Genomic DNA, 20,713 nt, shown 5'->3' on the forward strand with positions numbered 1-20,713 from the left:
TGCGGTGAGTGCTCGCGCGTGCGGACGGGAACCGCAGGCTCCACTGAGGATTCAGACGAGGTCGAGAACCATCACGTCGTGCCGGGCCGCCCCCTCCCAGGGGATCGCTGAGCCGACCCTCCGGTAGCCCCATGCTCGGTAGGACGCCTGAGCCGCTGCGGCCTGCGGTCGGCTGTTCAGCATCACCCGGGCATTGTCGAGACCCTCGACAAGGGTGCGGTGCATCCGGGTGGCGACACCCTGCCGGCGCCACCCGGGCCGAACCGCCAACTCGAAGAGCCCGAACGTCCGCTTCCCGTCCTCCCGCCTGAGATGGTCGGGCACGGGATCAGTCAGCGTGTTCCACCATCCGGTGCTCGCCGACAGCGGGTAGCCGTACGCCATACCCACTACGGTGTCGCCGTCGAAGGCGACAGCAGCTCGGAAGCCGCGCCGACGAACCTGCGAGCGGAACCGACGGAACGCCCGCTCCACGTCGGCCGGCCCCTCCCCGTACGGGGGCTCCGCGAACGCCTCCGCGAATACCTCCTTCAACTGCGGCTCAAGCTCGGCTGTTTGCTTGCCATGAAGAAGCCGAACAGTCACCGTCACACCGTCCTCCGCTTTCGCACCGTCACACCGAGCACCCTGAGCTCCTCGACACAGTCCCGCGCCACCGCTGTGTCCACACCTGCGGCCGAGGCTGCCACCGTACGCAGCCGGTCAGCGAGCCGAGCCGAAGCCATCCCTTGTGCGGCATTGGCGCTGGCAACCACCTGTGCACAGGCTTCCTCGACCTCGCCCACCTTCATCAGCACCTCGGCCAACCGCGCCCGGTACAGTGCCGCGTTTCGGCTGTACGTTGGACCGAGCCGGTCGACGGCAGCCCGAAGAAACGGGACCGCGTACGCCTGGTGCCCGGTCTCCACATGCCACGCGGCCGTCGCGTAGTCCACCTCGACCTGACCGGCAAACGCCGTCCACGGTGGTGCGTTGGTGTCCCTATCGGACCTGTCTTGCCACGTCAGAGCCTGCGATAGGGCCCGCCGGGCCCCCGGATGGTCACCTGCCGATGAAAGCGCCCGAGCCTGCCGCAGCGCGACCACTGATTTCACTCTCGGCCCGCCGTGCACCTGGGCGATCGCCCCGGCGGCGGCCGCCGCCGCGACCGCTTCCCAAGGGCGTTTCTGCTCAACCGCGAGCAGGGAGAGACTGTCGAGCGCCCGAACCTCCAGCAGCGGATCGTCCACCAGACGGGCCGAGGCCAGCGCCTCGACGCACGCTACACGGGCCGCCGCCGTCCTCCCCGCGTCGAACTCGATCCATCCGAGGTGAGAGTGCAACGTTCCAGCGAGGCCGTGGAGCTCACGCCCGACTGGGGCAAGGTACACCCCATCGGTCATGACCTTCTCTATGCTCCTCAGCACGCGCGTGGCAGCCTGCCGAGCAACCCGGCCGCCGCGCGAATGATCAATGGCATACAGCCCGGAAATGTCCGACTGGAAGGCCCGAACGTCGATCGAACCGATGCGCCGACCGGTCCGCGAAGCTGGGAGGGCGGAGGCGCCGAGCAGGGCACCGACATCTACGACGAACTGTCGACGGTGCAACACGCCTTCCTGATGCCCGCACTTCGGGGTGCTGTGAACCCGCTCCAACGGGACGGTGAAACCGAGTTCGGCAAGTGGGACACCCAAAAGTGCTTCCAGTACGGCCTGTTGCCCGGGTTGCGGCAGGGGCGGATCGAGCGACTCCCACCGACGGAGTTGGCGCACGCTCACTGCTGCGTCAACGCCCATGCGCCGCGCCATGTCCGAGAACGCCGTAACAAACGCCTCTTGGGTGTATCCGGCGACTCTTCGTTGATCGGCTAATGGCAGCACTGACTCAGACCCCCTCTGCAAACGTACGACCAGGACACCCTCCCACCGAGTAAGGCCCCGCATGCGCCAAACGTCCGGTGGAACGTCCGGTCCCGATCGACCCACGGGCCCTCCCGGAACGGTGAACTAGGAGTACCTCGCCAGCGCATCAACCAACAGCGAGAGATCCGCCAAACCACCCGTGGGAGTGACCTTGCCTCGACCCACCATGTTGTCGGCTCACACGGGCTGCGACCACAAGCAACTGCTCCGCCCTCCGGTGACTGCCATCACCGAGCCGCCCGTCGGCGAGCTGACCGAATCGGCAGTCTTGTGCCTGCCCTACCAGCCCGAATCGGTGGGCCGGGCTCGGCGGCTGGTCCGCGAGGTGCTGACGGGGTGGGGGCTGCTCCACCTGATCGACACCGCCGCGTTGGTCACCAGCGAGCTGGTGACCAACGCGGCGAAGACCGGGTGTCATCGGCATATGACCGTCACCGTCACCCTCATCGCCGATGCGACCGTGCGGATCTCGGTGCGGGACGGCTCGCGGTGCCTGCCCGTCCTCCTCCGCGCCGCCGACGACGACGAGTGCCACCGTGGGCTCGCGCTCGTCCATCAGCTCACCGGCGGGCGCTGGGGAGTCACGGTCGAGCCGTTCGGCAAGGTCGTCCATGCCGACGTCGCTCGATGACCAGCATGCCCGCGAGGCCCTCGAACCCCTCCGGGTCTGGACCGCCTGCGCCGTATCAGCGGCGGCCCTGTTCCACCTCGTCGCCGCCGCACTCGTGCTGACCCGTTGACCTCCTGCCCGTGCCGACGCCGGGCCGGCGTCGGCACGGGCAGGTCAACCGGGCAACGAGCGGTACCCCACCGGCTCCCGCTGCCGGGACGAGGCAGCCCGCGGTGACAGCGGAGGCATCCGCGCGGGCGGTCACGCGCCCACGCGGAGCTGCCGCCCGGCATACCTCCTGGAGGATGCGAGAGGCGGCCGGACAACACCCGGCGGGCACCCGCCCGCCGGCCCCACCAGCACGGAGGTACGGACATGGGCAAGCGCGGCGGCCGGCAGGACGACAGCAACAAGGGCGCCAGGCACGGCGGCGGTTCGGACGAGGGCGGGAACACCTCGGACGGTTCGGCCCCGGCGGGCGGCGGCGGCAAGTGACCGGCGAGACGCACAAGGAGGCGGGCCCCCTGGGGCTCGCCTCCGCGCTGGTGGCCGGCGGCGCGCTCTCCTCTGACTGGTTCCCCTCCTTCGAGGCGGTCCCCCGTGAGCTGTTCGTCCCGGACCGCATCTGGCCGGGCATCGCGGACGGCACCGGGCAGAACCCGGTGGTATCCCGGTCGCAGGACCCCGAGGCATGGCGAAGGGCGGTGTACTCGGACATCCCGCTGACCACGCAGTGGGACGACGGGGACCACGAGGGGGACGGACTCGGCACCACTCCGAGCTCGTCCAACTCCATGCCGACCATGGTGTTCTCGATGCTCCGGGACCTGGACGTGCGCCCGGGCGACAGGGTGTTGGAGATCGGCGCCGGCACCGGGTGGAACGCCGGCCTGCTGGCCCACCGCCTGGGTGATCCCAACGTCGTGACCGTCGAGTACGACCCGGACGTTGCTCGCGGTGCCCGGGAGAACCTGGCGCGGGCCGGGCTCGGGCCGACCGTGGTCGAGGGCGACGGGCGGGCGGGGTGGGCGGACGGTGCTCCGTACGATCGGGTCATCGCCACGTGCTCCCTGCTGGAGATCCCTCCGGCGTGGCTGGAGCAGACGGCCCCCGGCGGGATCGTCGTCGCCCCGTTCGGCACCGAGTACGGCGGCGAGCAGATCGTCCGGCTGACCGTGAACGACGACGGGTCCGGCGCGAGCGGCAGGTTCACCCGGAGTTCGGCATTCATGCGGCTGCGCCAGCAGCGCACGGACCGGCCGCCCTTCGGGGACTACCTGCGCGGCCGGGAGTGGCCCGCCGACGGGGTGAGGAGCGCGACCGCCCTCGCCCCTCCGGACACGGGCGGGTGGTTCGAGCAGTTCCTCATCGGGTCCGGCGTACCCGGCGCGTTCTGGAGGGCGGAGCGCTACGAGGACGGCGCCTACACGCTGTGGCTCTACAGCCGGGACACCCTGTCGTGGGCCTCCGCCGACTACGAGCGGGGGCGCACGGAGTTCGAGGTGTACCAGTCCGGCCCCCGCCGGCTGTGGGACGAGGTGGCCGCCACCTACCGATGGTGGACCGACCAGGGCCGCCCCGAGTACGAGCGGTTCGGCCTGACCGTCACCCCGGACGGTCAGCGCGTCTGGCTGGACTCCCCGGACCGTCCCGTTCCGCAGCGCGCGTGACACACACCGGGCCCGGCCGTCCGGCCCGGACGGCCGGGCCCCGAAGGCCGGAGGCTACGCGCGGACCGCCGGGCGCTCCGTGGTCGCGATGGTGGCGGAGCCGACGACGCGGGTGCCGTCGTAGAGGACCACGGCCTGGCCGGGGGCGATGCCGCGCACCGCGGTGTCCAGGGCGACGTGCAGCTCGCCGTCGACGACCGAGGCGGTGACCGGGACCTCCTCGCCGTGGGCGCGGAGCTGGGCGGTGTAGCGGCCGTCGGCGAGCGCCTCGGTGCCGCACCAGCGCGGGCGGATCGCGGTCAGGGCCGTCACGTCCAGGCCCTCGACCGGGCCGACGGTGACGGTGTTGTTCACCGGTGAGATGTCGAGGACGTAGCGCGGCTTGCCGTCGGCGGCGGGGCGGCCGATCCGCAGGCCCTTGCGCTGGCCGATGGTGAACCCGTAGGCACCGTCGTGCTCGCCGAGCTTGGTGCCGTCCGCGTCGACGATGTCGCCGGTGGCGGTGCCGAGGTGCTTGGCCAGGAAGCCCTGGGTGTCGCCGTCCGCGATGAAGCAGATGTCGTGGCTGTCCGGCTTCTTGGCGACGGCCAGGCCGCGGCGCTCGGCCTCCTCGCGGATGACGTCCTTGGTGGTGTCACCGAGCGGGAAGAGCGAGTGGGCGAGCTGGTCGGCGTCGAGCACGCCGAGCACGTAGGACTGGTCCTTGGCGGCGTCGACGGCGCGGTGCAGCTGGCGCTCGCCGGAGGGCAGGTCGACGATCCGGGCGTAGTGGCCGGTGCAGACGGCGTCGAAGCCGAGCGCGATCGCCTTGTCCAGCAGCGCGGCGAACTTGATCTTCTCGTTGCAGCGCAGGCAGGGGTTGGGGGTGCGGCCGGCCGCGTACTCGGCGACGAAGTCGTCGATGACGTCCTCGCGGAACCGCTCGGCGAGGTCCCAGACGTAGAACGGGATGCCGATCACGTCGGCCGCCCGGCGGGCGTCGCGGGAGTCCTCGATGGTGCAGCAGCCGCGGGCGCCGGTGCGGAAGGACTGCGGGTTGGCCGAGAGCGCCAGGTGCACGCCCGTCACCTCGTGGCCGGCTTCGGCGGCACGGGCGGCGGCGACGGCGGAGTCCACCCCGCCGGACATCGCCGCGAGCACACGCAGGCGGCCAGTGGACGGGGCGGTCGGGGCACCGGGGAAGTCAGTCATGATGCCAACAAGAGTACGTGGTCACGGCTGACTCACGACCGGGATATTCAGCGCCTCGCGGCCGCCGCCAGTCCCGCGTTGCGGGCGCGCTGGACCACCGGTGCGATGGCCCCGGCGAGCGCGGTGACGTCCTCCCGGGTGGAGGTGTGGCCGAGCGAGAACCGCAGCGAGGCGCGGGCCAGCAGCGGGTCGACGCCCATCGCCAGCAGGACGTGGCTGGGCTGCGGCACCCCCGCCGAGCAGGCCGAGCCGGTCGAGCACTCGATGCCCTGGGCGTCGAGCAGCATCAGCAGCGCGTCGCCCTCGCAGCCGGGGAAGGAGAAGTGCGCGTTGGCGGGCAGCCGCCCCTGCGTCGTCGGGTCGCCGTTGAGCACCGCGTCCGGGACGCCGGCCAGCACCGAGGCGACCAGTTCGTCCCGCAGCGCGCCGAGCACGGCCGCGTGCTCGTCCCGCCGCTCGACCGCGAGCGCCGCGGCGGCCGCGAAGCCCGCGGTGGCCGGAGCGTCCAGCGTGCCGGAGCGGACGTCGCGCTCCTGGCCGCCGCCGTGCAGCAGCGGCACGGGCGTGGCGCCGCGCGACAGCAGCAGTGCGCCGATGCCGTACGGGCCGCCGACCTTGTGGCCGGTGACGGTGAGTGCGGTGAGCCCGGACTCCGCGAAGGAGACCGGTACCTGACCGAGCGCCTGGACCGCGTCGGCATGCATCGGGATGCCGAACTCGGCCGCCACCGCGGCGAGTTCGGTGACCGGCTGGACGGTGCCGACCTCGTTGTTGGCCCACATCACGGTGACCAGCGCGACCGAGGCCGGGTCGCGTTCGATCGCCTCGCGCAGCGCCGCCGGGTGGACCCGGCCGTAGCCGTCCACCGGCAGGTAGTCGACCCGGGCGCCCTCGTGCTCGGAGAGCCAGTGCACCGCGTCCAGCACCGCGTGGTGCTCGACCGGACTGCACAGCACCCGCGTCCGGGCCGGGTCGGCCCCCCGTCGGGCCCAGTACAGGCCCTTGACGGCCAGGTTGTCGGACTCGGTGCCGCCGCCGGTGAGGACGATCTCACTGGGGCGGGCGCCCAGCGACTCCGCCAGCGACTCGCGGGACTCCTCGACCACGCGGCGGGCCCGGCGGCCGGACGCGTGCAGGGAGGAGGCGTTGCCGACGACCCCCAGGTGCGCGGTCATCGCGGCGATCGCCTCGGGCAGCATCGGCGTGGTCGCCGCATGGTCCAGGTATGGCATAACCATCCGATTGTAGAGGGCCACCGCACGGCGCTCGGGCCACCGGAGGGATCCGGACACCGCGCACCGCCCGCAAACGCCCCGTTCCGGCCAACCGTCCGCCATCTGCCTGCCACCCGACGGCCGCCCGCCCGCCACCCGACGTGCGGCCCGGGCGGCCGCCGAGCCCGGACGACCGGGGCTCGTTGGTCTGCCACCGGGGCGAACGGTTAGCCTGTCGGCCACTGCAATCGGCCGGACCGGACCACCCCTGGGGGCGCAATGTCGCAGTCGGTCGACCGCGCCCTCACCCTCCTCGGGTCCCTCGGCGACGGCCCGGTCACCCTCGACCAGGCCGCGACCAGCATCGGTGTGCACAAGTCCACCGCGCTGCGCCTGCTGCGCACGCTGGAGGAGCACGGCTTCGTCCACCGCCAGTCCGACCGCCGCTACCGGCTCGGCGGGCGCGTCCTCTCGCTCGCCCACCGGGCGCTGGAGGAGATCGACGTCCGTCAGATCGCCGCGCCCTACCTGGCCGCCCTCAACCGGCGCTGCGGGCTGACCGTCCAGCTGGCCGTCCTGCAGGACGGCGAGGTCCTCTACCTGGACGAGCTGGCCGGCCGCTGGCCGGGGAGCGACGCCGCCCGGCCGACCCGGATCGGGCGGCGCGCCCCGGCGGCCGGCACCGCGATCGGCCGGGTGCTGCTGGCCGGCCTGCCCGAGGACGGCACCGGCGAGGACGAGCTGCCCGCCGAGCTGGCCACCGTCCGCCGCCAGGGCTGGGCGGCCGAGTCGGCCGAGCACCGCGAGGCGGTGGCCTGCGTGGCCGCCCCGGTGGCCGGCAGCGCCGGGCGGCCGATCGCGGCCTGCGCGGTCAGCGCCCCGACCGACCGGGTGCCGCCGGTCGAGCTGGTCCGGCTGCTGCCCGAGCTGCTCTGCACCGCCGAGGCGATCTCGCTGGCGTACGGGGGCTCGCCTACTCCTCGCTGGTGCGAGAACCGTTGCGGTGCCAGGCCCGCGGTGCGCGCCAGCCGTACTTGAGGGCGAGCATCCGCAGCACGAAGGCGGTCAGCGCGGCCGCCGTCCCGGTGAGCGCGGTCAGCCGGTCGAGGCCGATCAGCACCACCACCAGCGCGGAGCCGACCAGGGCCGGGACGGCGTAGATCTCCCGGTCCCAGCGCAGCAGCGAGGGGATCTCCCCGGCGAGCATGTCGCGCATCACGCCGCCGCCGGCCGCCGTCACCATGCCGAGCGCCATCGCGGCCACCGCGCCGAGGCCGTAGTCGTGCGCCTTGGCCGTCCCGGTGACGCAGAAGAGCCCGAGGCCGAGCGCGTCCAGGGTCTGCACCGCGCGGTTGATCCGCTCGACCTCGGGGTGCAGGAAGAACACCACCAGGCCGGCCACCAGCGGTGTGCTGAAGTACCCGAGGTTGGAGAAGGCCGCCACCGGGGTGGCCCCGATGACGAGGTCGCGCATGACCCCGCCACCCAGCGCGGTCACCTCCGCCAGCACACAGATTCCGAAGATGTCCATGTTCTTGCGCACGGCCAGCAGCCCTCCGGAGAGGGCGAAGACGAAGATGCCGACCAGGTCCAGGCTCTGCTGCACGTCGGAGGGGAAGATCTGCGATGTCACCGGACAACTATGGACCCACCGGGCACCCGCCCCGGCCGAACGTCACGCGCACGCCACCGGCCGTCACGTTCCGCGACACCCGGTCACACGGCCGCCGCACGGCGAAGCACCGCCGACACGCGACGGGGCGCGGCCGCCGCCCGGGGGCAGCGGCCGCGCCCTCGCGGCACCGGCGCGGCACGCCGTGGCGAGCACCTTGTCGCCGTGGCCGCCGCTCTCCGGAGCGTTCTCCGGGCCCCTCTAGTCGTTCCCCTCGCTGCGCTCCGGGAAGTGGCAGGCCACCTGGTGCCCGGTCTTCAGGGCGACCAGCGGCGGCTCCTGGGCCGCGCAGACGTCCTGGGCCTTCCAGCAGCGGGTGCGGAACCGGCAGCCGGACGGCGGGTTGATCGGGGAGGGCACGTCGCCCTTGAGCAGGATCCGGTCGCGCCCGCCCTGCTGCCGGCGGCGCGGGTCGGGCACCGGCACCGCGGACATCAGCGCGGTGGTGTACGGGTGCATCGGGGCCGCGTAGAGCGAGTCCCGGTCGGCGATCTCGACGACCTTGCCGAGGTACATCACCGCGACCCGGTCCGAGACGTGCCGGACCACCGAGAGGTCGTGCGCGATGATCAGGTAGGTCAGGCCCAGCTCGCGCTGGAGGTCGTCCAGCAGGTTGACCACCTGCGCCTGGATGGAGACGTCGAGCGCGGAGACCGGCTCGTCGGCGACGACCATCTTGGGCCGCAGGGCGAGGGCCCGGGCGATGCCGATGCGCTGGCGCTGGCCGCCGGAGAACTCGTGCGGGTAGCGGTTGTAGTGCTCGGGGCTGAGCCCGCACAGCTCCAGCAGCTCCTGGACGGCCTTCTTGACCCCGCCCTCGGTCTGCACCTTCTGCAGCCGGAACGGCGCGCCGACGATGGTGCCGACGGTGTGCCGGGGGTTCAGCGAGGAGTACGGGTCCTGGAAGATCATCTGGATGTCGCGGCGGAGCGGCCGCATCGCACCCGCGCTCAGGTGGGTGATGTCGGTGCCCTCGAACTCGATCTTCCCGGCGGTGGGTTCGTCGAGGCGGGTGACCAGCCGGCCCATCGTCGACTTGCCGCAGCCGGACTCGCCGACGACGCCCAGGGTCTCCCCCGCATTGACCGTGAAGTCGATGCCGTCGACGGCCCGCACGGCCCCGGTGTTGCGGCGCAGCAGGCCGCCCTTGATCGGGAAGTGCCGGGTCAGACCGGTCACCCGGAGCAGCGGCTCGCGGTCGGTGGCGGGCGTGGGTGCGGGCACCTTCTTCTCGGGCTCGCGGGCCGCCGCCTGAGTGTCCGTCATCGGTTCTCTCCAGAATGGTGGTACGAAACCGGGCTCACAGCCGGGGCGCGATCTCTTCGGTGAAGATGCGGTTCCGGTCGGCGGCGGCGAGGTGGCAGGCCGCGTGGTGCCCGGGCGCTGCCTCGGTCAGGACGGGGACCTCGCCGGCCGAGCGCCCGCCGGTCAGCTCGGCGTACGGGCAGCGCGGGTGGAAGGCACAGCCGGACGGCACGTTGATCAGGCTGGGCGGGGTGCCCTTCACCGGGACGAGCCGCTCCTGGAGCTCACGGTCGAGACGCGGCATCGAGCCCAGCAGGCCCCAGGTGTAGGGGTGCTGGGGCGCGTCGAAGAGGGTGTCGGCGGGACCGCGCTCGACGCACTTGCCGCCGTACATGACCAGGATGTCGTCGGCGAGTTCGGCGACCACCCCGAGGTCGTGGGTGATGACGATGACGGCCGAGCCGAACTCCTGCTGGAGGTCGCGGATGAGGTCCAGGATCTGCGCCTGGACGGTGACGTCCAGCGCGGTGGTGGGCTCGTCGGCGATCAGCAGCGAGGGGTCGTTGACCAGGGCCATCGCGATCATGGCGCGCTGGCGCATGCCGCCCGAGAACTGGTGCGGGTAGTCGTCCACCCGGCGGTCGGGCTGCGGAATGCCGACCCGGTCGAGCATCTCGACGGCGCGGGCGCGGGCCTGCTTCTTGGTGGCCTGCGGGTGGTGCACCCGGTAGGCCTCGACGATCTGCGCCCCGACGCTGTAGTAGGGGTGCATCGCGGTGAGCGGGTCCTGGAAGATCATCGCCATCTGGCGGCCGCGCAGCTGGCGGACCCGCTCGGGGCCGGCCGCGATCAGTTCCTCGCCGTCCAGGTGGATCTCGCCGCTGATCCGGGCCCGCTTGGAGCGGTGCAGGCCCATGATGCCGAGCGAGGTGACGGACTTGCCGGAGCCGGACTCGCCGACGATCCCGAGGGTCTTCCCCTTGTGCAGGTCGAAGCTGACCCCGTCGACCGAGCGGACCAGGCCGTCGTCGGTGTCGAAGTGGATCCGCAGGTCCCGCACCGAGAGGAACGGGTCCCCGGTCGGGGAGGCCACCGGCGCCGGGGTCTTCTGGAGCTCGGTCACGACAGCCTCACTCGGGGGTCGACAGCGGCGTACAGGAGGTCAACCACGAGGTTGCAGAGGACGATGAAGAAGGCGGCGAGCAGCGTGACGCCGAGGATCTTCGGCAGGTCGTTGTCGGCGATCGCCGAGACCGCGAAGGCGCCGACGCCCTGGAGCGAGAACACCTGCTCGGTGATCAGCGCACCGCCGAGCAGCAGACCGAGGTCCATGCCGAAGATGGTGACGACCGGGGTGAGCGCGGAGCGCAGCCCGTGCTTCACGACCACCTTGCGCTCGACCAGGCCCTTGGCCCGGGCGGTGCGGATGTAGTCCTCGCTCATCGTCTCCAGCATGCCGGCGCGGGTGAGCCGGGCGTAGAGCGCGGAGTAGAGGAAGGCCAGCGAGATCCACGGGAGGATCAGGTTGCGGGCCCACATCAGCGGGTCGTCGGTGAAGTTGACGTACTGGAGGTTGTCCAGGATCGGCCACTCGTAGCTGAAGAGCGTGAGCAGCAGCGCACCGGTGAAGAAGACCGGCAGCGAGACGCCGGCCAGGGCGATGCCCATCGAGAGCCGGTCGAAGATCGACTTCGGCTTGAGCGCGGAGATGACACCGGTGGTGACGCCGGAGACCAGCCAGAGCACGGCGGCGCCGATGGCCAGCGAGAGCGTGATCGGGATGCGCTTGGTCAGCTCGGGCCACACCTCCAGGTGGTTCTTGAAGGAGTAGCCGAAGCAGGGCACGTGGCAGGTGGCCGCGTCCGGGCCGAACTTGTACTCGGCACCGGTGACCAGCGCCTTCAGGAAGCGCCCGTACTGGACGTAGATCGGCTGGTCGAAGCCGAGGTTCTTCTTGACCGCCGCGACCGCTTCGGGGGACGGGTTCTTCCCGATGTACTGGGTGGCCAGCTGATCGGTCGTCTCGCCGGCCAGGCGCGGCAGCAGGAAGAAGATCGCGAAGGTGACCGCGCTGACCACCAGCAGCAGCACCACGGCCGCGAGCGTCCTGCGGAGGATGTAGGCAAACACAGTTGGGCGGCTCCGGCGGCCCGCCGCCGTCCGGGATCTTCCGGACGGCGGCGGGCGCCGCTGCCTTCACCTGCCTTCAGGGATACGGAGCCAGGCTCTTACTTGGTCGTACCGATGTTCAGGTAGTCGTACTCACCCGAGAAGGCCGAGGTGGAGACGACGTTGGTGGCGGTGTCCGAGCGGTACAGGAACACCTTGAAGTAGGTCAGCGGGACGTAGACCGCCTGCTCCATGACCTTCTTGTCGATCTCCGCGTAGATCTTCTCGCGGGCCGCCTTGTCGGTGTTGACCGCGGCGTCGTCGATCAGCTTGTTGATCGCCGGGTCGTTCAGCGAGGCCAGGTTGCTGTTGCCGGCCTCCTTGATGGCGCGGCCGTCGACGATCTGCTGCAGGAAGCCGTAGCCGGTCGGCCAGTCGGCGCCCCACTGCATCATCATCAGGCCGATGTTCTTCTCCTTGTTCTTCGCCGGCACGCCGACGTTGTCGGAGAGGTACTTGCCCTGCGGGAACTGCTGGATCTCGGCGTTGATGCCGACCTTCTTCAGCGCGGCCTGGATCGAGGTCGCGGCGGCGATCTCGGTGGCGCGCTCGGTCCGGGCGCTCAGGACGGTCGAGAAGCCGCCCTCCTTGCCGCAGGCCTTGAGGGCTTCCTTGGCCTTGGCCTCGTCGCCCTTGTTGTCCTTGGTCTCGTACAGGTTGATGTCCTGGTGGCCCGGGATGTCCGCCGGGAGCACCGAGTTGGCGATCTGGCCGCGGATCGGGCCGCCGACCGCGGTCTGCACCGAGACCTTGTCGATCGCGTACTGGACGGCCTTGCGGCACTCGATGTTGTCGAACGGCGCGACCTTGCTGTCGATCGCGGTGTAGACCAGGCGACCGCCGTAGGCGTTGTCGGTCTTGGCCTTGAGCTTCGGGTTCTGCAGGATCTGCGCCTGGGTCTGCGGGTCGACGCCACCGCCGACGAGGTCCACCTGGGCGTTGCCGGCCAGCAGGTCCTTGTCGATGGTGGACTGCTCGATGTTCATCTTGAGCAGGATCTTGTCCGCGAGCTGCTTGCGGATCGGGTCGCTGGCCTTGTCCCAGTTGGTGTTCGGCACCAGCGTGAGCTGCTTGCCGTCCTCGTAGGACTCGAACTTGTAGGAGCCCGAGGCGAGCGGGTGCTTGACGTAGTCCGCGCCCTTGTCCTTGTCCTTCGGGACCGGCACGGTCTGCGGGGCGGAGACCAGGTAGTCGAAGTCCGCGAAGGCGTGCTTCAGGTGGAAGACGACGGTCAGGTCGTCCGGCGTCTCGATCGACTTCAGGTCGCCGGAGGTGTCCTTGTAGGGGCCCTCGTACGGCGTCGGGTTGTCGACCAGCAGGTCCTTGAAGTACGTCGGGCCGTTGGAGAACACGTCCGGGGCGAAGTTGGAGCGCTCGACCGCGTACTTCACGTCCTTGGACGTGATCGCGCTGCCGTCCTCGTACTTGAGGCCCGCACGCAGCTTGTACGTCCAGGTCAGGCCGTCCGCGCTGGGCTGGCCCATCGACTCGGCGAGGTCCGGGACCAGCTTGTTGCCCTCGTCGCCGGGGCCCGGCGCGAAGGTGGTCAGCGGACGCCCGTACAGGCGCGAGAAGTTGTAGATGTACGCGTAGTACGTGTTGCCCGGGTCCAGCGAGTCCGGCGTGCCCTTCATCTCGTAGGTGACCGTCCCGCCCTTCTTGTCCGAGGCGTTGACGATGCCCTTGGTGGCCGCGTCGGCGCCGCCGCCGGGCGCGGCGGAGGACGAGCTGCTGTCCCCGCTCTTGGAACCGGACGAACACCCGGTGACGACCAGGACCGCGGCAGCGGCCGCTGCGGTCAGCGCGACGGTACGGGACCTACGCATGGTGAGATCAACCCCTTGAGGAAGTGGTGGCGGATCGGAGGGTCCTGACGGATTGTCAGTTGCTCTTGGGATCGAGGGCGTCACGCAGCCCGTCGCCGAGCAGGTTGAAGGCGAGCACCGTGAGGAAGATCGCCATACCGGGGACCACCATGTACTGGGGGTCCACCTGGTAGTACTTGATCGCGTCGTTGAGCATCCCGCCCCAGGACGCCTGCGGGGCCTGGATGCCGACGCCGAGGAAGCTGAGGCCCGCCTCGAAGAGGATGTTGGTCGGGATCAGCAGGGTCGAGTAGACCAGGATCGGACCGACCAGGTTGGGCAGCAGCTCCTTGAACAGGATGAACGGCCCCCGGGCGCCCAGGCTGCGGGCGGCGTAGACGAACTCGCGCTCGCGCAGCGAGAGGGTCTGGCCGCGCACGATCCGGCCCATGTAGGGCCAGTTGAAGAAGCCGATCACGAAGATCAGCACGCCGATGTGCAGCGGGAGACCGTGCAGGCCGAACGCGCCGCCCTGGAGCGAGGCGGAGATCGCGATGGCGAAGAGCAGCAGCGGGAAGGCCAGGAAGACGTCCATCACCCGGCTGATCAGGGCGTCCACCCAGCCGCCGTAGTAACCGGCCATCACGCCGAGCACGGTGCCGAGGGTGTTGGAGAGCAGGGTCGCCCCGAAGGCGACGAGCAGCGAGACCCAGGAGCCCTCGATGACGCGGGAGAGCAGGTCACGGCCCTGCAGCGGGTCCACGCCGAGCGGGTGGTCGACGCTCATGCCGCCCCAGTCCCCGAACGGCAGACCGCCGAGGTTGGCGTCCAGGAGGTCCTGGTTGAGCGCGTCGGGATCCAGGCCGAACGCCGACTCGATCGGCTTGGCCAGCACGGCGAGCAGGATGAGCAGGATCACCACGACGCCGCCGGCGACGGCGGCCTTGTCCCGCTTGAAGCGGGTCCAGGCGATCTGGCCGAGCGAGCGGCCCTCGATCTTCTTGGCCGGGCTCGCGGTGGCGGCTGCCTCCGGCGTGTTCCCGGCGGTCTTGATGGGTGCGGTCATGGTCAGTTCGGTCCCCTCGCCGACGGTGGCCGGCCCACGGGTGCCGGTCGCCGGTTCGGCGGTACGGCTGGTGCGGACGTGCGGAGGTACAGGTGCGGGTGTTCAGCGGTGCGACGTGCTCGGGTACTGCGGCCGCGCGGAATGGGGCGTCGCGAGGCTCAAGCGGTCCGCCTGCGCGTTCACCTTTGTGGGGCGCCGAGTACGCGCGGCGTTGCGCAGAACTCTCTGCCATCCGAACTGGCTTGCGCCAGCCCTGACAACCGACAGATGCCCAACTGTGATCTGTTGGCATGCAGCCCCTGATCCTCGGAATTACCCTCTTCACATAGCTGTTACATGCATGTCAAGAGGCTGTGCGGAACTCGCGGAAATCCGGCCGGAAAACGCCAGGACCGACTTGACTGGTCGTCAAGTCGGTCCTGGTCGAGGGATTTGCGGTGCATGCACCCGAACTACCCGCCGGCGCGCCGGGAACACCCGAAACGCCGGACGTCGTATCCGGCGTCCGAAGTGCCCGTGGTTGTGACACGAACAACCGAACTGCCCCCGCTTGCGGCGAAGGCGCCCGAAGCGCCCCCGGTTGCGACGGACGCCCGGACTGCCCGGCTACCCCGGCGGCGTCAGCGCCCGGGGTAGCCGGGCCACGGCTGCTGCGGCGGCTGCTGCTGCCCCGGCCACGCCGGGCCGGGCGGCTGGGTCCCGTAGCCGTACGCCGGCCCCGCCTGGGAGGCGTACGGCGGCGGCGGCACCGGCGGGTACGGCGCCGCCTGCGAACGGCCGTGGCCGCCCGCCTCGCGGTCGTAGAACGGCCGCGCGTTGGCCCGCATCCAGAGCGCCACCGGGTCGTACTCGTCCCCCATGGCCACCGTGGAGACCGCCAGCCCCTCCGGGGCGACCGCGATCGCGCGCTGCATCAGCGCCCGGACGGCCTCCACCGTGGGCGGCGAACTCTCGTACAGCTCAAGACCGATCGCCAGGTACGGCTCGCCCACGGAGGGCTGCACCCAGGCCCGGCGCAGCGCCTTGACCGCCCGCACCTCGACCGCCTGCCGCTCCAGCAGCGCGAAGAACTGCTGGGCCGGCAGCTGCGGTTCGCTCAGCTTCAGCGGCCCGGCCGGCAGCCGGTCCAGACCGGCCGCGATCCGCCGCAGGTCCGCCCAGGGCACCCCGACACCGCCGCCGGGGGCGTGCGGATTCAGCCAGAGGCCCCAGCGGGTGCGATAGAGCGAGGCGGCGATCTCGCGCCCCGAGATCACCTCGTGCGCCCTCGCCCAGCCGGACGCCGCCAGCTGCTCGGGCGAGGTGACGGCCGGCGCGTAGCCGTGGCCGCTGATCTCCATGTTCCCGTACTGGGCGTCCGCACTGCCCGGCGTACCGTGCCAGAGCAGCATCCAGACCTGCCCCGCGGCCAGGGCGTGCAGCAGCGCCTCGTACGCCTCCCAGCGTTCCGGCGCGACCTCGCGCAGGGCGTGCTCCAGCGCTCTCGGATCCGCGCCGGGGCGCCCGGCGGGTGCCTGGCCCCAGGGCCCCGGTGCACCGCCCGCTACCGCTCCCGCACTCATGCGCCCACCTCGCTGCGCCTCTTCTTCTCTCACCTGCCGCCGGCCCGGCGGTCATCTGCAGGCACCCTATGGGGCGCCACCGACCACCGCCACGTCGACGTGCCTGCCTCGGACCTCCGACCCGGTACCGGGCGAGGAGGAACGCGTCACATCCGTGTGTAGAACGGCTGGACCCGGTTGAGCAACCACTCGACCACGGGATCCTCCGCGAGGTCGAGCAGCACGAGGTGGACGCCGCCGGGCAGCGGCGCGGTTCCCAGCGCGCGGCCCAGTGCCTCGTTCACCGCGGCCGGTTCGGCCGGACCCGCCGGGTCGAGCTGGACGCCGACGAACATCACCGTCGGCTCGCCCTCGACGCTGGCCAGCGCCCGCCTGGCGGTCAGTACGCCGGGCAGGGCCGACAGTTCGTACCGGCACGCGGCCAGGAAGGCCTCCGGGTCCTCGCCCGGTACCGGCTCGCGCAGCGCCACCCGGCCGCCGCTCGGCGCCTCCGGGGCGTCCCAGCGGTCCTCGCGCGGGCCGCGCCGCAGCTCGGCGACGCCCTGCGGCGGCACCGGGATGCCCACCGGCGCGTCCGGGTTCACCGCGATGCCCACGCCCAGCGGCAGCCCGCGGGCGAACTCCCAGACCGGCGCGATCGCGAACGCCGTGCCGGGCACCTGCTGCAGGAACACCTCCTGCGAGGAGAAGACCGGGACGTAGGGGTCGCCGGCCAGCTCGATGACCGGCAGGTCCAGCGCCTGGCCCTGCGGGTCGGCCCCGGCCGGCAGCGGGACCCACACCTGGCTGCGGGCCAGCACCTCGAACACCCGCGGGGTCGCGCCCGGATCGCCGAGCGCGGCGGTGAGCACCTGCTCCAGCTCGTTCGCCGGCCACCCGCCGCCCGGGGGCACCGCCTCCGGGCCGATCCACCCCTGCTGCTGCTCCACCGGGTACCCCATGTGCCGCTGTACCGTCCTCTGCTCGCCGACGCCGAGCAGCCTAGCGGGCCCGCCGCCGGGGCCGCGGGGCGCGCCGGTGCCGGCGGCCGGGGCGGGCCCGGCACGGCCGCGGGGACAGCGGCGGGCCGGCGGGGGGACGGCGGCGGGAACGGGCCCGGGAGACCCGCCGGACCGGGCCCGGGAGGCCGGTCGGAGGCCGGGCCCGGGGCCCCTCTCCCGTCTTCCGCCGGGACGTGCCATGATGTCCGCGTCTCCGCGTATTCCCGCCGAGGCCCCTAACTCCATACCGGCCGCTCGAACCCGCGCGGGAGAGTCCGGAGTGCCCCGAGAGGCGGCACAGCCGGCGCCGAAGGAGCAAGTCCTCCCCGGAATCTCTCAGGCCCCCCTACCGCACGGGTTAGGCACATCTGGAAAGCGGCGCACGGCCCTGTCGTGCGCCCACCCACGGTGCAAGCCGCCATGCTGTCCTGTTAGCTGTAAAGCGCTGCGGGCCCGCGTGCGGTGAAGCTCTCAGGTTCGACGACAGATGGGGAGACCCAGCCGCCGCATGCCCGCGCGCAGGCTCGGTCCCCGAGCGGGACCGGTCCGGCGTGCGCACACCTGAGTGCCCAGACCGAGGAGTTCCAGGCCATGTCGTCCCTCCGCCTCACCGCGCTCGACGCGCTGCACCGCGCCCTCGGCGCGACCATGACCGACTTCGCCGGCTGGGACATGCCGCTGCGCTACGGCAGCGAGCGCGAGGAGCACCTCGCCGTCCGCACCAAGGCCGGTCTCTTCGACCTCTCCCACATGGGCGAGATCACCGTGACCGGCCCGCAGGCCGGCGAGATGCTGGACCACGCGCTGGTCGGCTTCGTCTCCGCGCTCGGCGAGCTGCGCGCCCGCTACACCATGATCTGCGCCGAGGACGGCGGCATCCTGGACGACCTGATCGTCTACCGCCTGCGCGAGGACGCCTTCCTGGTCGTCGCCAACGCCTCCAACGCCCAGCTGGTGCTGGACGAGCTGATCGCCCGCGCCAAGGGCTACGACGCCGTCGTCACCGACGACCGCGACACCTACTCGCTGATCGCCGTGCAGGGCCCGGAGTCGACCGCGATCCTGGCCGACACCACCGAGGCCGACCTGCCCGGCCTGAAGTACTACGCGATCCTCCCGGCCCAGGTGGCCGGCCGCGACGTGCTGCTCGCCCGCACCGGTTACACCGGCGAGGACGGCTTCGAGATCTTCTGCAACCCGGGCGACGCCGCGCACATCTGGACCGCGCTGACCGAGGCCGGCACCGGCCGCGGGCTCGTCCCCTGCGGCCTCTCCTGCCGCGACACGCTGCGCCTGGAGGCCGGCATGCCGCTCTACGGGCACGAGCTCTCCACCGACCTGACCCCGTTCGACGCCGGTCTGGGCCGGGTGGTCCGCTTCGACAAGACCACCAACGACGGCGCGTTCGTCGGCCGCAAGGCCCTGGAGCAGGCCGCCGCCGCGGCCGAGGCCAACCCGCCGCGGGTGCTGGTCGGCCTGGTCTCCGAGGGCAAGCGCGTCCCGCGCGCCGAGTACACCGTGGTGACCACCGACGGCGAGCCGATCGGCCGGATCACCTCCGGCGCGCCCTCCCCCACCCTGGGCAAGCCGATCGCGATCGCCTACGTGGACGCGGCGCACGCCGCCCCGGGCACCACCGTCGCGGTGGACGTGCGCGGCAAGCACGAGCCGGTGCAGGTCGTGGCGCTGCCGTTCTACAAGCGCGCCCGCTGAGGCCCCGCTCTTCCCGAAGATCCACGTCGAAGCCGTCCCCGCGGCGGCCCGCTTCGTCGTACCCGCTTCCCATCCTGGAGAATGACGCCATGAGCAACCCCCAGCACCTGCAGTACACCAAGGAGCACGAGTGGCTGACCGCCGCCGAGGACGGTGTCTCCACGGTCGGCATCACCGCCCACGCGGCCGACGCCCTCGGTGACATCGTCTACGTGCAGCTGCCCGAGGTCGGCGACACCGTGACCGCGGGTGAGACCTGTGGCGAGCTCGAGTCCACCAAGTCGGTCAGCGACCTCTACTCGCCGGTCACCGGCGAGATCGTCGAGGTCAACCAGGCCGTCCTGGACGACAACGCCCTGGTCAACAGCGCCCCCTTCGAGGGCGGCTGGCTGTTCAAGGTGCGCGTCGAGTCCACCGACGAGCTGCTCAGCGCCGACGAGTACAACGCCCTCACCAACCCGGCCTGATCCAGCCCGTTCGGGGCGGCCGCAGCGCGGCGGCCGCCCCGGCCTCCTCCGCCGTCCCTCTCCTCCCCGGGAAGACCACACCATGACGGTTCTCAACCAGTCCCTGCACTCGCTCGACCCGGAGATCGCCGCCGCGGTCGACGCCGAGCTGCACCGCCAGCAGACCACCCTGGAAATGATCGCCTCCGAGAACTTCGCCCCGGTGGCGGTCATGGAGGCCCAGGGCTCGGTGCTGACCAACAAGTACGCCGAGGGCTACCCCGGCCGCCGCTACTACGGCGGCTGCGAGCACGTCGACGTGGTCGAGCAGATCGCGATCGACCGGATCAAGGCCCTGTTCGGCGCCGAGCACGCCAACGTCCAGCCGCACTCCGGCGCGCAGGCCAACGCCGCCGCGATGTTCGCGCTGATCCAGCCGGGCGACACCATCCTGGGCCTGTCGCTGGCCCACGGTGGTCACCTGACCCACGGCATGAAGATCAACTTCTCCGGCAAGCTCTACAACGTGGCCGCGTACCACGTCGACGACAAGACCGGTCAGGTCGACATGGCCGAGGTCGAGCGCCTCGCCAAGGAGCACCAGCCGAAGCTGATCATCGCCGGCTGGTCCGCCTACCCGCGCCAGCTGGACTTCGCCGCGTTCCGCCGGATCGCCGACGAGGTCGGCGCCCTGCTGATGGTCGACATGGCGCACTTCGCCGGTCTGGTCGCCGCGGGCCTGCACCCCAACCCGGTGCCGTACGCGGACGTGGTCACCACCACCACCCACAAGACCCTGGGCGGCCCGCGCGGCGGCGTCATCCTCTCCAAGGCCGAGTGGGCCAAGAAGATCAACTCCGCGGTCTTCCCCGGCCAGCAGGGCGGCCCGCTGGAGCACGTGATCGCCGGCAAGGCCGTCGCCTTCAAGGTCGCCGCCTCGGAGGAGTTCAAGGAGCGCCAGCAGCGCACCCTGGACGGCGCCCGGATCCTCGCCGAGCGTCTGCTCCGGGCCGACGTCGCCGAGGCCGGCGCCTCGGTGCTGTCCGGCGGCACCGACGTCCACCTGGTCCTGGTCGACCTGCGCAACAGCCAGCTCGACGGCCAGCAGGCCGAGGACCGCCTGCACGAGGTCGGCATCACGGTCAACCGCAACGCCATCCCGAACGACCCGCGCCCGCCGATGGTCACCTCCGGCCTGCGGATCGGCACCCCGGCCCTGGCCACCCGCGGCTTCCAGGCCGAGGACTTCCGCGAGGTCGCCGACATCATCGCCGAGGCGCTCAAGCCCGCCTTCGACGAGACCGTCGCCGCCGCGCTGAAGGCCCGGGTCACCGCCCTCGCCGAGAAGTACCCGCTCTACCCGAACCTGTGATTCGGCTGTAGGTGACCGGCCTCACCCTGCCTGGTCACCTGGGATTCCGGGGCACCGCGCACACTGGACAGTGCGCGCGGTGCCCCCTTCCGTG

At 71.6% G+C, this 20,713-nt stretch carries 19 protein-coding genes and 1 riboswitch; of the genes, 7 read left to right on the top strand and 12 right to left on the bottom strand.

Annotated elements, in window-relative coordinates; genetic code table 11:
* Positions 1 to 51: 51 nt before the first annotated feature.
* Both ACWDRR_RS13205 and ACWDRR_RS13210 read right to left on the bottom strand, forming a co-directional pair.
* Positions 52 to 591 carry a GNAT family N-acetyltransferase gene (locus ACWDRR_RS13205; RefSeq protein ID WP_449772266.1) on the bottom strand — a complete coding sequence of 180 codons (540 nt, stop codon included), beginning with the start codon at positions 589 to 591 and terminating at the stop codon, positions 52 to 54.
* The gene (locus tag ACWDRR_RS13210; RefSeq protein WP_449772267.1) at positions 588 to 1,778 is read right to left on the bottom strand and encodes a hypothetical protein; all 1,191 of its coding nucleotides are present in this window, start codon (positions 1,776 to 1,778) and stop codon (positions 588 to 590) included. The genes ACWDRR_RS13205 and ACWDRR_RS13210 overlap by 4 nt, the downstream gene beginning before the upstream one ends.
* 277 nt (positions 1,779 to 2,055) lie before the next feature.
* Between ACWDRR_RS13210 and ACWDRR_RS13215 the strand changes: the two genes are divergently transcribed.
* From ACWDRR_RS13215 to ACWDRR_RS13225, 3 genes are all read left to right on the top strand, one after another.
* Complete coding sequence (locus ACWDRR_RS13215) at positions 2,056 to 2,535, top strand: ATP-binding protein (protein ID WP_449772268.1); 480 nt, start codon at positions 2,056 to 2,058, stop codon at positions 2,533 to 2,535.
* Complete coding sequence (locus ACWDRR_RS13220; protein WP_449772269.1) at positions 2,516 to 2,644, top strand: hypothetical protein; 129 nt, start codon at positions 2,516 to 2,518, stop codon at positions 2,642 to 2,644. Before ACWDRR_RS13215 ends, ACWDRR_RS13220 begins: the two co-directional genes overlap by 20 nt.
* A 361-nt stretch (positions 2,645 to 3,005) precedes the next feature.
* Positions 3,006 to 4,184, top strand: coding sequence for a methyltransferase domain-containing protein (locus ACWDRR_RS13225; RefSeq protein ID WP_449772270.1), 1,179 nt, complete (start codon positions 3,006 to 3,008; stop codon positions 4,182 to 4,184).
* Positions 4,185 to 4,238: 54 nt separating this feature from the next.
* On the opposite strand, the gene mnmA is transcribed toward ACWDRR_RS13225, so the two are convergent.
* Both mnmA and ACWDRR_RS13235 read right to left on the bottom strand, forming a co-directional pair.
* Positions 4,239 to 5,375: a tRNA 2-thiouridine(34) synthase MnmA gene (gene mnmA, locus ACWDRR_RS13230; RefSeq protein WP_449772271.1), complete on the bottom strand. Its 1,137-nt coding sequence runs from the start codon at positions 5,373 to 5,375 to the stop codon at positions 4,239 to 4,241.
* A 47-nt stretch (positions 5,376 to 5,422) separates the two neighbouring features.
* Positions 5,423 to 6,607 carry a cysteine desulfurase family protein gene (locus ACWDRR_RS13235; RefSeq protein WP_449772272.1) on the bottom strand — a complete coding sequence of 395 codons (1,185 nt, stop codon included), beginning with the start codon at positions 6,605 to 6,607 and terminating at the stop codon, positions 5,423 to 5,425.
* A gap of 261 nt (positions 6,608 to 6,868) precedes the next feature.
* Here ACWDRR_RS13235 and ACWDRR_RS13240 point away from each other — a divergent pair, with 261 nt between their 5' ends.
* Entirely contained in the window at positions 6,869 to 7,627 is a 759-nt protein-coding gene (locus ACWDRR_RS13240) for an IclR family transcriptional regulator (protein WP_449772273.1), read from the top strand.
* Here ACWDRR_RS13240 and ACWDRR_RS13245 read toward each other — a convergent pair.
* The 8 genes from ACWDRR_RS13245 to ACWDRR_RS13280 form a co-directional block, all read right to left on the bottom strand.
* Entirely contained in the window at positions 7,563 to 8,222 is a 660-nt protein-coding gene (locus ACWDRR_RS13245) for a trimeric intracellular cation channel family protein (RefSeq protein WP_449772274.1), read from the bottom strand. The two genes, ACWDRR_RS13240 and ACWDRR_RS13245, sit on opposite strands and share 65 nt — an antisense overlap.
* A 240-nt stretch (positions 8,223 to 8,462) precedes the next feature.
* The gene (locus tag ACWDRR_RS13250) at positions 8,463 to 9,527 is read right to left on the bottom strand and encodes an ABC transporter ATP-binding protein (protein ID WP_449772275.1); all 1,065 of its coding nucleotides are present in this window, start codon (positions 9,525 to 9,527) and stop codon (positions 8,463 to 8,465) included.
* Positions 9,528 to 9,561: 34 nt separating this feature from the next.
* Entirely contained in the window at positions 9,562 to 10,629 is a 1,068-nt protein-coding gene (locus ACWDRR_RS13255; protein WP_449772276.1) for an ABC transporter ATP-binding protein, read from the bottom strand.
* Positions 10,626 to 11,636 (bottom strand): ABC transporter permease, encoded by a 1,011-nt coding sequence (locus ACWDRR_RS13260; RefSeq protein ID WP_449772277.1) that lies wholly within the window; start codon positions 11,634 to 11,636, stop codon positions 10,626 to 10,628. The genes ACWDRR_RS13255 and ACWDRR_RS13260 overlap by 4 nt, the downstream gene beginning before the upstream one ends.
* A 98-nt stretch (positions 11,637 to 11,734) precedes the next feature.
* Complete coding sequence (locus ACWDRR_RS13265) at positions 11,735 to 13,501, bottom strand: ABC transporter substrate-binding protein (protein WP_449772278.1); 1,767 nt, start codon at positions 13,499 to 13,501, stop codon at positions 11,735 to 11,737.
* A gap of 55 nt (positions 13,502 to 13,556) precedes the next feature.
* Positions 13,557 to 14,546: an ABC transporter permease gene (locus ACWDRR_RS13270; protein WP_449772279.1), complete on the bottom strand. Its 990-nt coding sequence runs from the start codon at positions 14,544 to 14,546 to the stop codon at positions 13,557 to 13,559.
* A 620-nt stretch (positions 14,547 to 15,166) separates the two neighbouring features.
* Positions 15,167 to 16,108, bottom strand: coding sequence for an enhanced serine sensitivity protein SseB C-terminal domain-containing protein (locus ACWDRR_RS13275; protein ID WP_449772280.1), 942 nt, complete (start codon positions 16,106 to 16,108; stop codon positions 15,167 to 15,169).
* 146 nt (positions 16,109 to 16,254) lie between these two features.
* Entirely contained in the window at positions 16,255 to 17,049 is a 795-nt protein-coding gene (locus ACWDRR_RS13280; RefSeq protein ID WP_449772281.1) for an enhanced serine sensitivity protein SseB, read from the bottom strand.
* A 295-nt stretch (positions 17,050 to 17,344) separates the two neighbouring features.
* Positions 17,345 to 17,450: riboswitch (glycine riboswitch) on the top strand.
* A gap of 229 nt (positions 17,451 to 17,679) precedes the next feature.
* Between ACWDRR_RS13280 and gcvT the strand changes: the two genes are divergently transcribed.
* From gcvT to glyA, 3 genes are all read left to right on the top strand, one after another.
* Positions 17,680 to 18,801 carry a glycine cleavage system aminomethyltransferase GcvT gene (gene gcvT, locus ACWDRR_RS13285; protein WP_449772282.1) on the top strand — a complete coding sequence of 374 codons (1,122 nt, stop codon included), beginning with the start codon at positions 17,680 to 17,682 and terminating at the stop codon, positions 18,799 to 18,801.
* 89 nt (positions 18,802 to 18,890) lie between these two features.
* The gene (gene gcvH / locus ACWDRR_RS13290; RefSeq protein ID WP_449772283.1) at positions 18,891 to 19,268 is read left to right on the top strand and encodes a glycine cleavage system protein GcvH; all 378 of its coding nucleotides are present in this window, start codon (positions 18,891 to 18,893) and stop codon (positions 19,266 to 19,268) included.
* 82 nt (positions 19,269 to 19,350) lie between these two features.
* Positions 19,351 to 20,619, top strand: a complete 1,269-nt coding sequence (gene glyA / locus ACWDRR_RS13295; RefSeq protein ID WP_449772284.1) for a serine hydroxymethyltransferase — start codon at positions 19,351 to 19,353, stop codon at positions 20,617 to 20,619.
* Positions 20,620 to 20,713: the final 94 nt, after the last annotated feature.

It is taken from the genome of Kitasatospora sp. NPDC003701 (assembly GCF_053587085.1).

Bases quoted from the DNA above. Each gene is read 5' to 3' on its own strand.
- ACWDRR_RS13265 (WP_449772278.1), bottom strand. From the start codon at position 13,501: ATGCGTAGGTCCCGTACCGTCGCGCTGACCGCAGCGGCCGCTGCCGCG.
- ACWDRR_RS13240 (WP_449772273.1), top strand. From the start codon at position 6,869: ATGTCGCAGTCGGTCGACCGCGCCCTCACCCTCCTCGGGTCCCTCGGC.
- mnmA (WP_449772271.1), bottom strand. From the start codon at position 5,375: ATGACTGACTTCCCCGGTGCCCCGACCGCCCCGTCCACTGGCCGCCTG.
- ACWDRR_RS13250 (WP_449772275.1), bottom strand. From the start codon at position 9,527: ATGACGGACACTCAGGCGGCGGCCCGCGAGCCCGAGAAGAAGGTGCCC.
- ACWDRR_RS13235 (WP_449772272.1), bottom strand. From the start codon at position 6,607: ATGCCATACCTGGACCATGCGGCGACCACGCCGATGCTGCCCGAGGCG.
- gcvH (WP_449772283.1), top strand. From the start codon at position 18,891: ATGAGCAACCCCCAGCACCTGCAGTACACCAAGGAGCACGAGTGGCTG.
- gcvT (WP_449772282.1), top strand. From the start codon at position 17,680: ATGTCGTCCCTCCGCCTCACCGCGCTCGACGCGCTGCACCGCGCCCTC.
- ACWDRR_RS13275 (WP_449772280.1), bottom strand. From the start codon at position 16,108: ATGAGTGCGGGAGCGGTAGCGGGCGGTGCACCGGGGCCCTGGGGCCAG.
- ACWDRR_RS13220 (WP_449772269.1), top strand. From the start codon at position 2,516: ATGCCGACGTCGCTCGATGACCAGCATGCCCGCGAGGCCCTCGAACCC.
- glyA (WP_449772284.1), top strand. From the start codon at position 19,351: ATGACGGTTCTCAACCAGTCCCTGCACTCGCTCGACCCGGAGATCGCC.
- ACWDRR_RS13270 (WP_449772279.1), bottom strand. From the start codon at position 14,546: ATGACCGCACCCATCAAGACCGCCGGGAACACGCCGGAGGCAGCCGCC.
- ACWDRR_RS13280 (WP_449772281.1), bottom strand. From the start codon at position 17,049: ATGGGGTACCCGGTGGAGCAGCAGCAGGGGTGGATCGGCCCGGAGGCG.
- ACWDRR_RS13210 (WP_449772267.1), bottom strand. From the start codon at position 1,778: ATGGGCGTTGACGCAGCAGTGAGCGTGCGCCAACTCCGTCGGTGGGAG.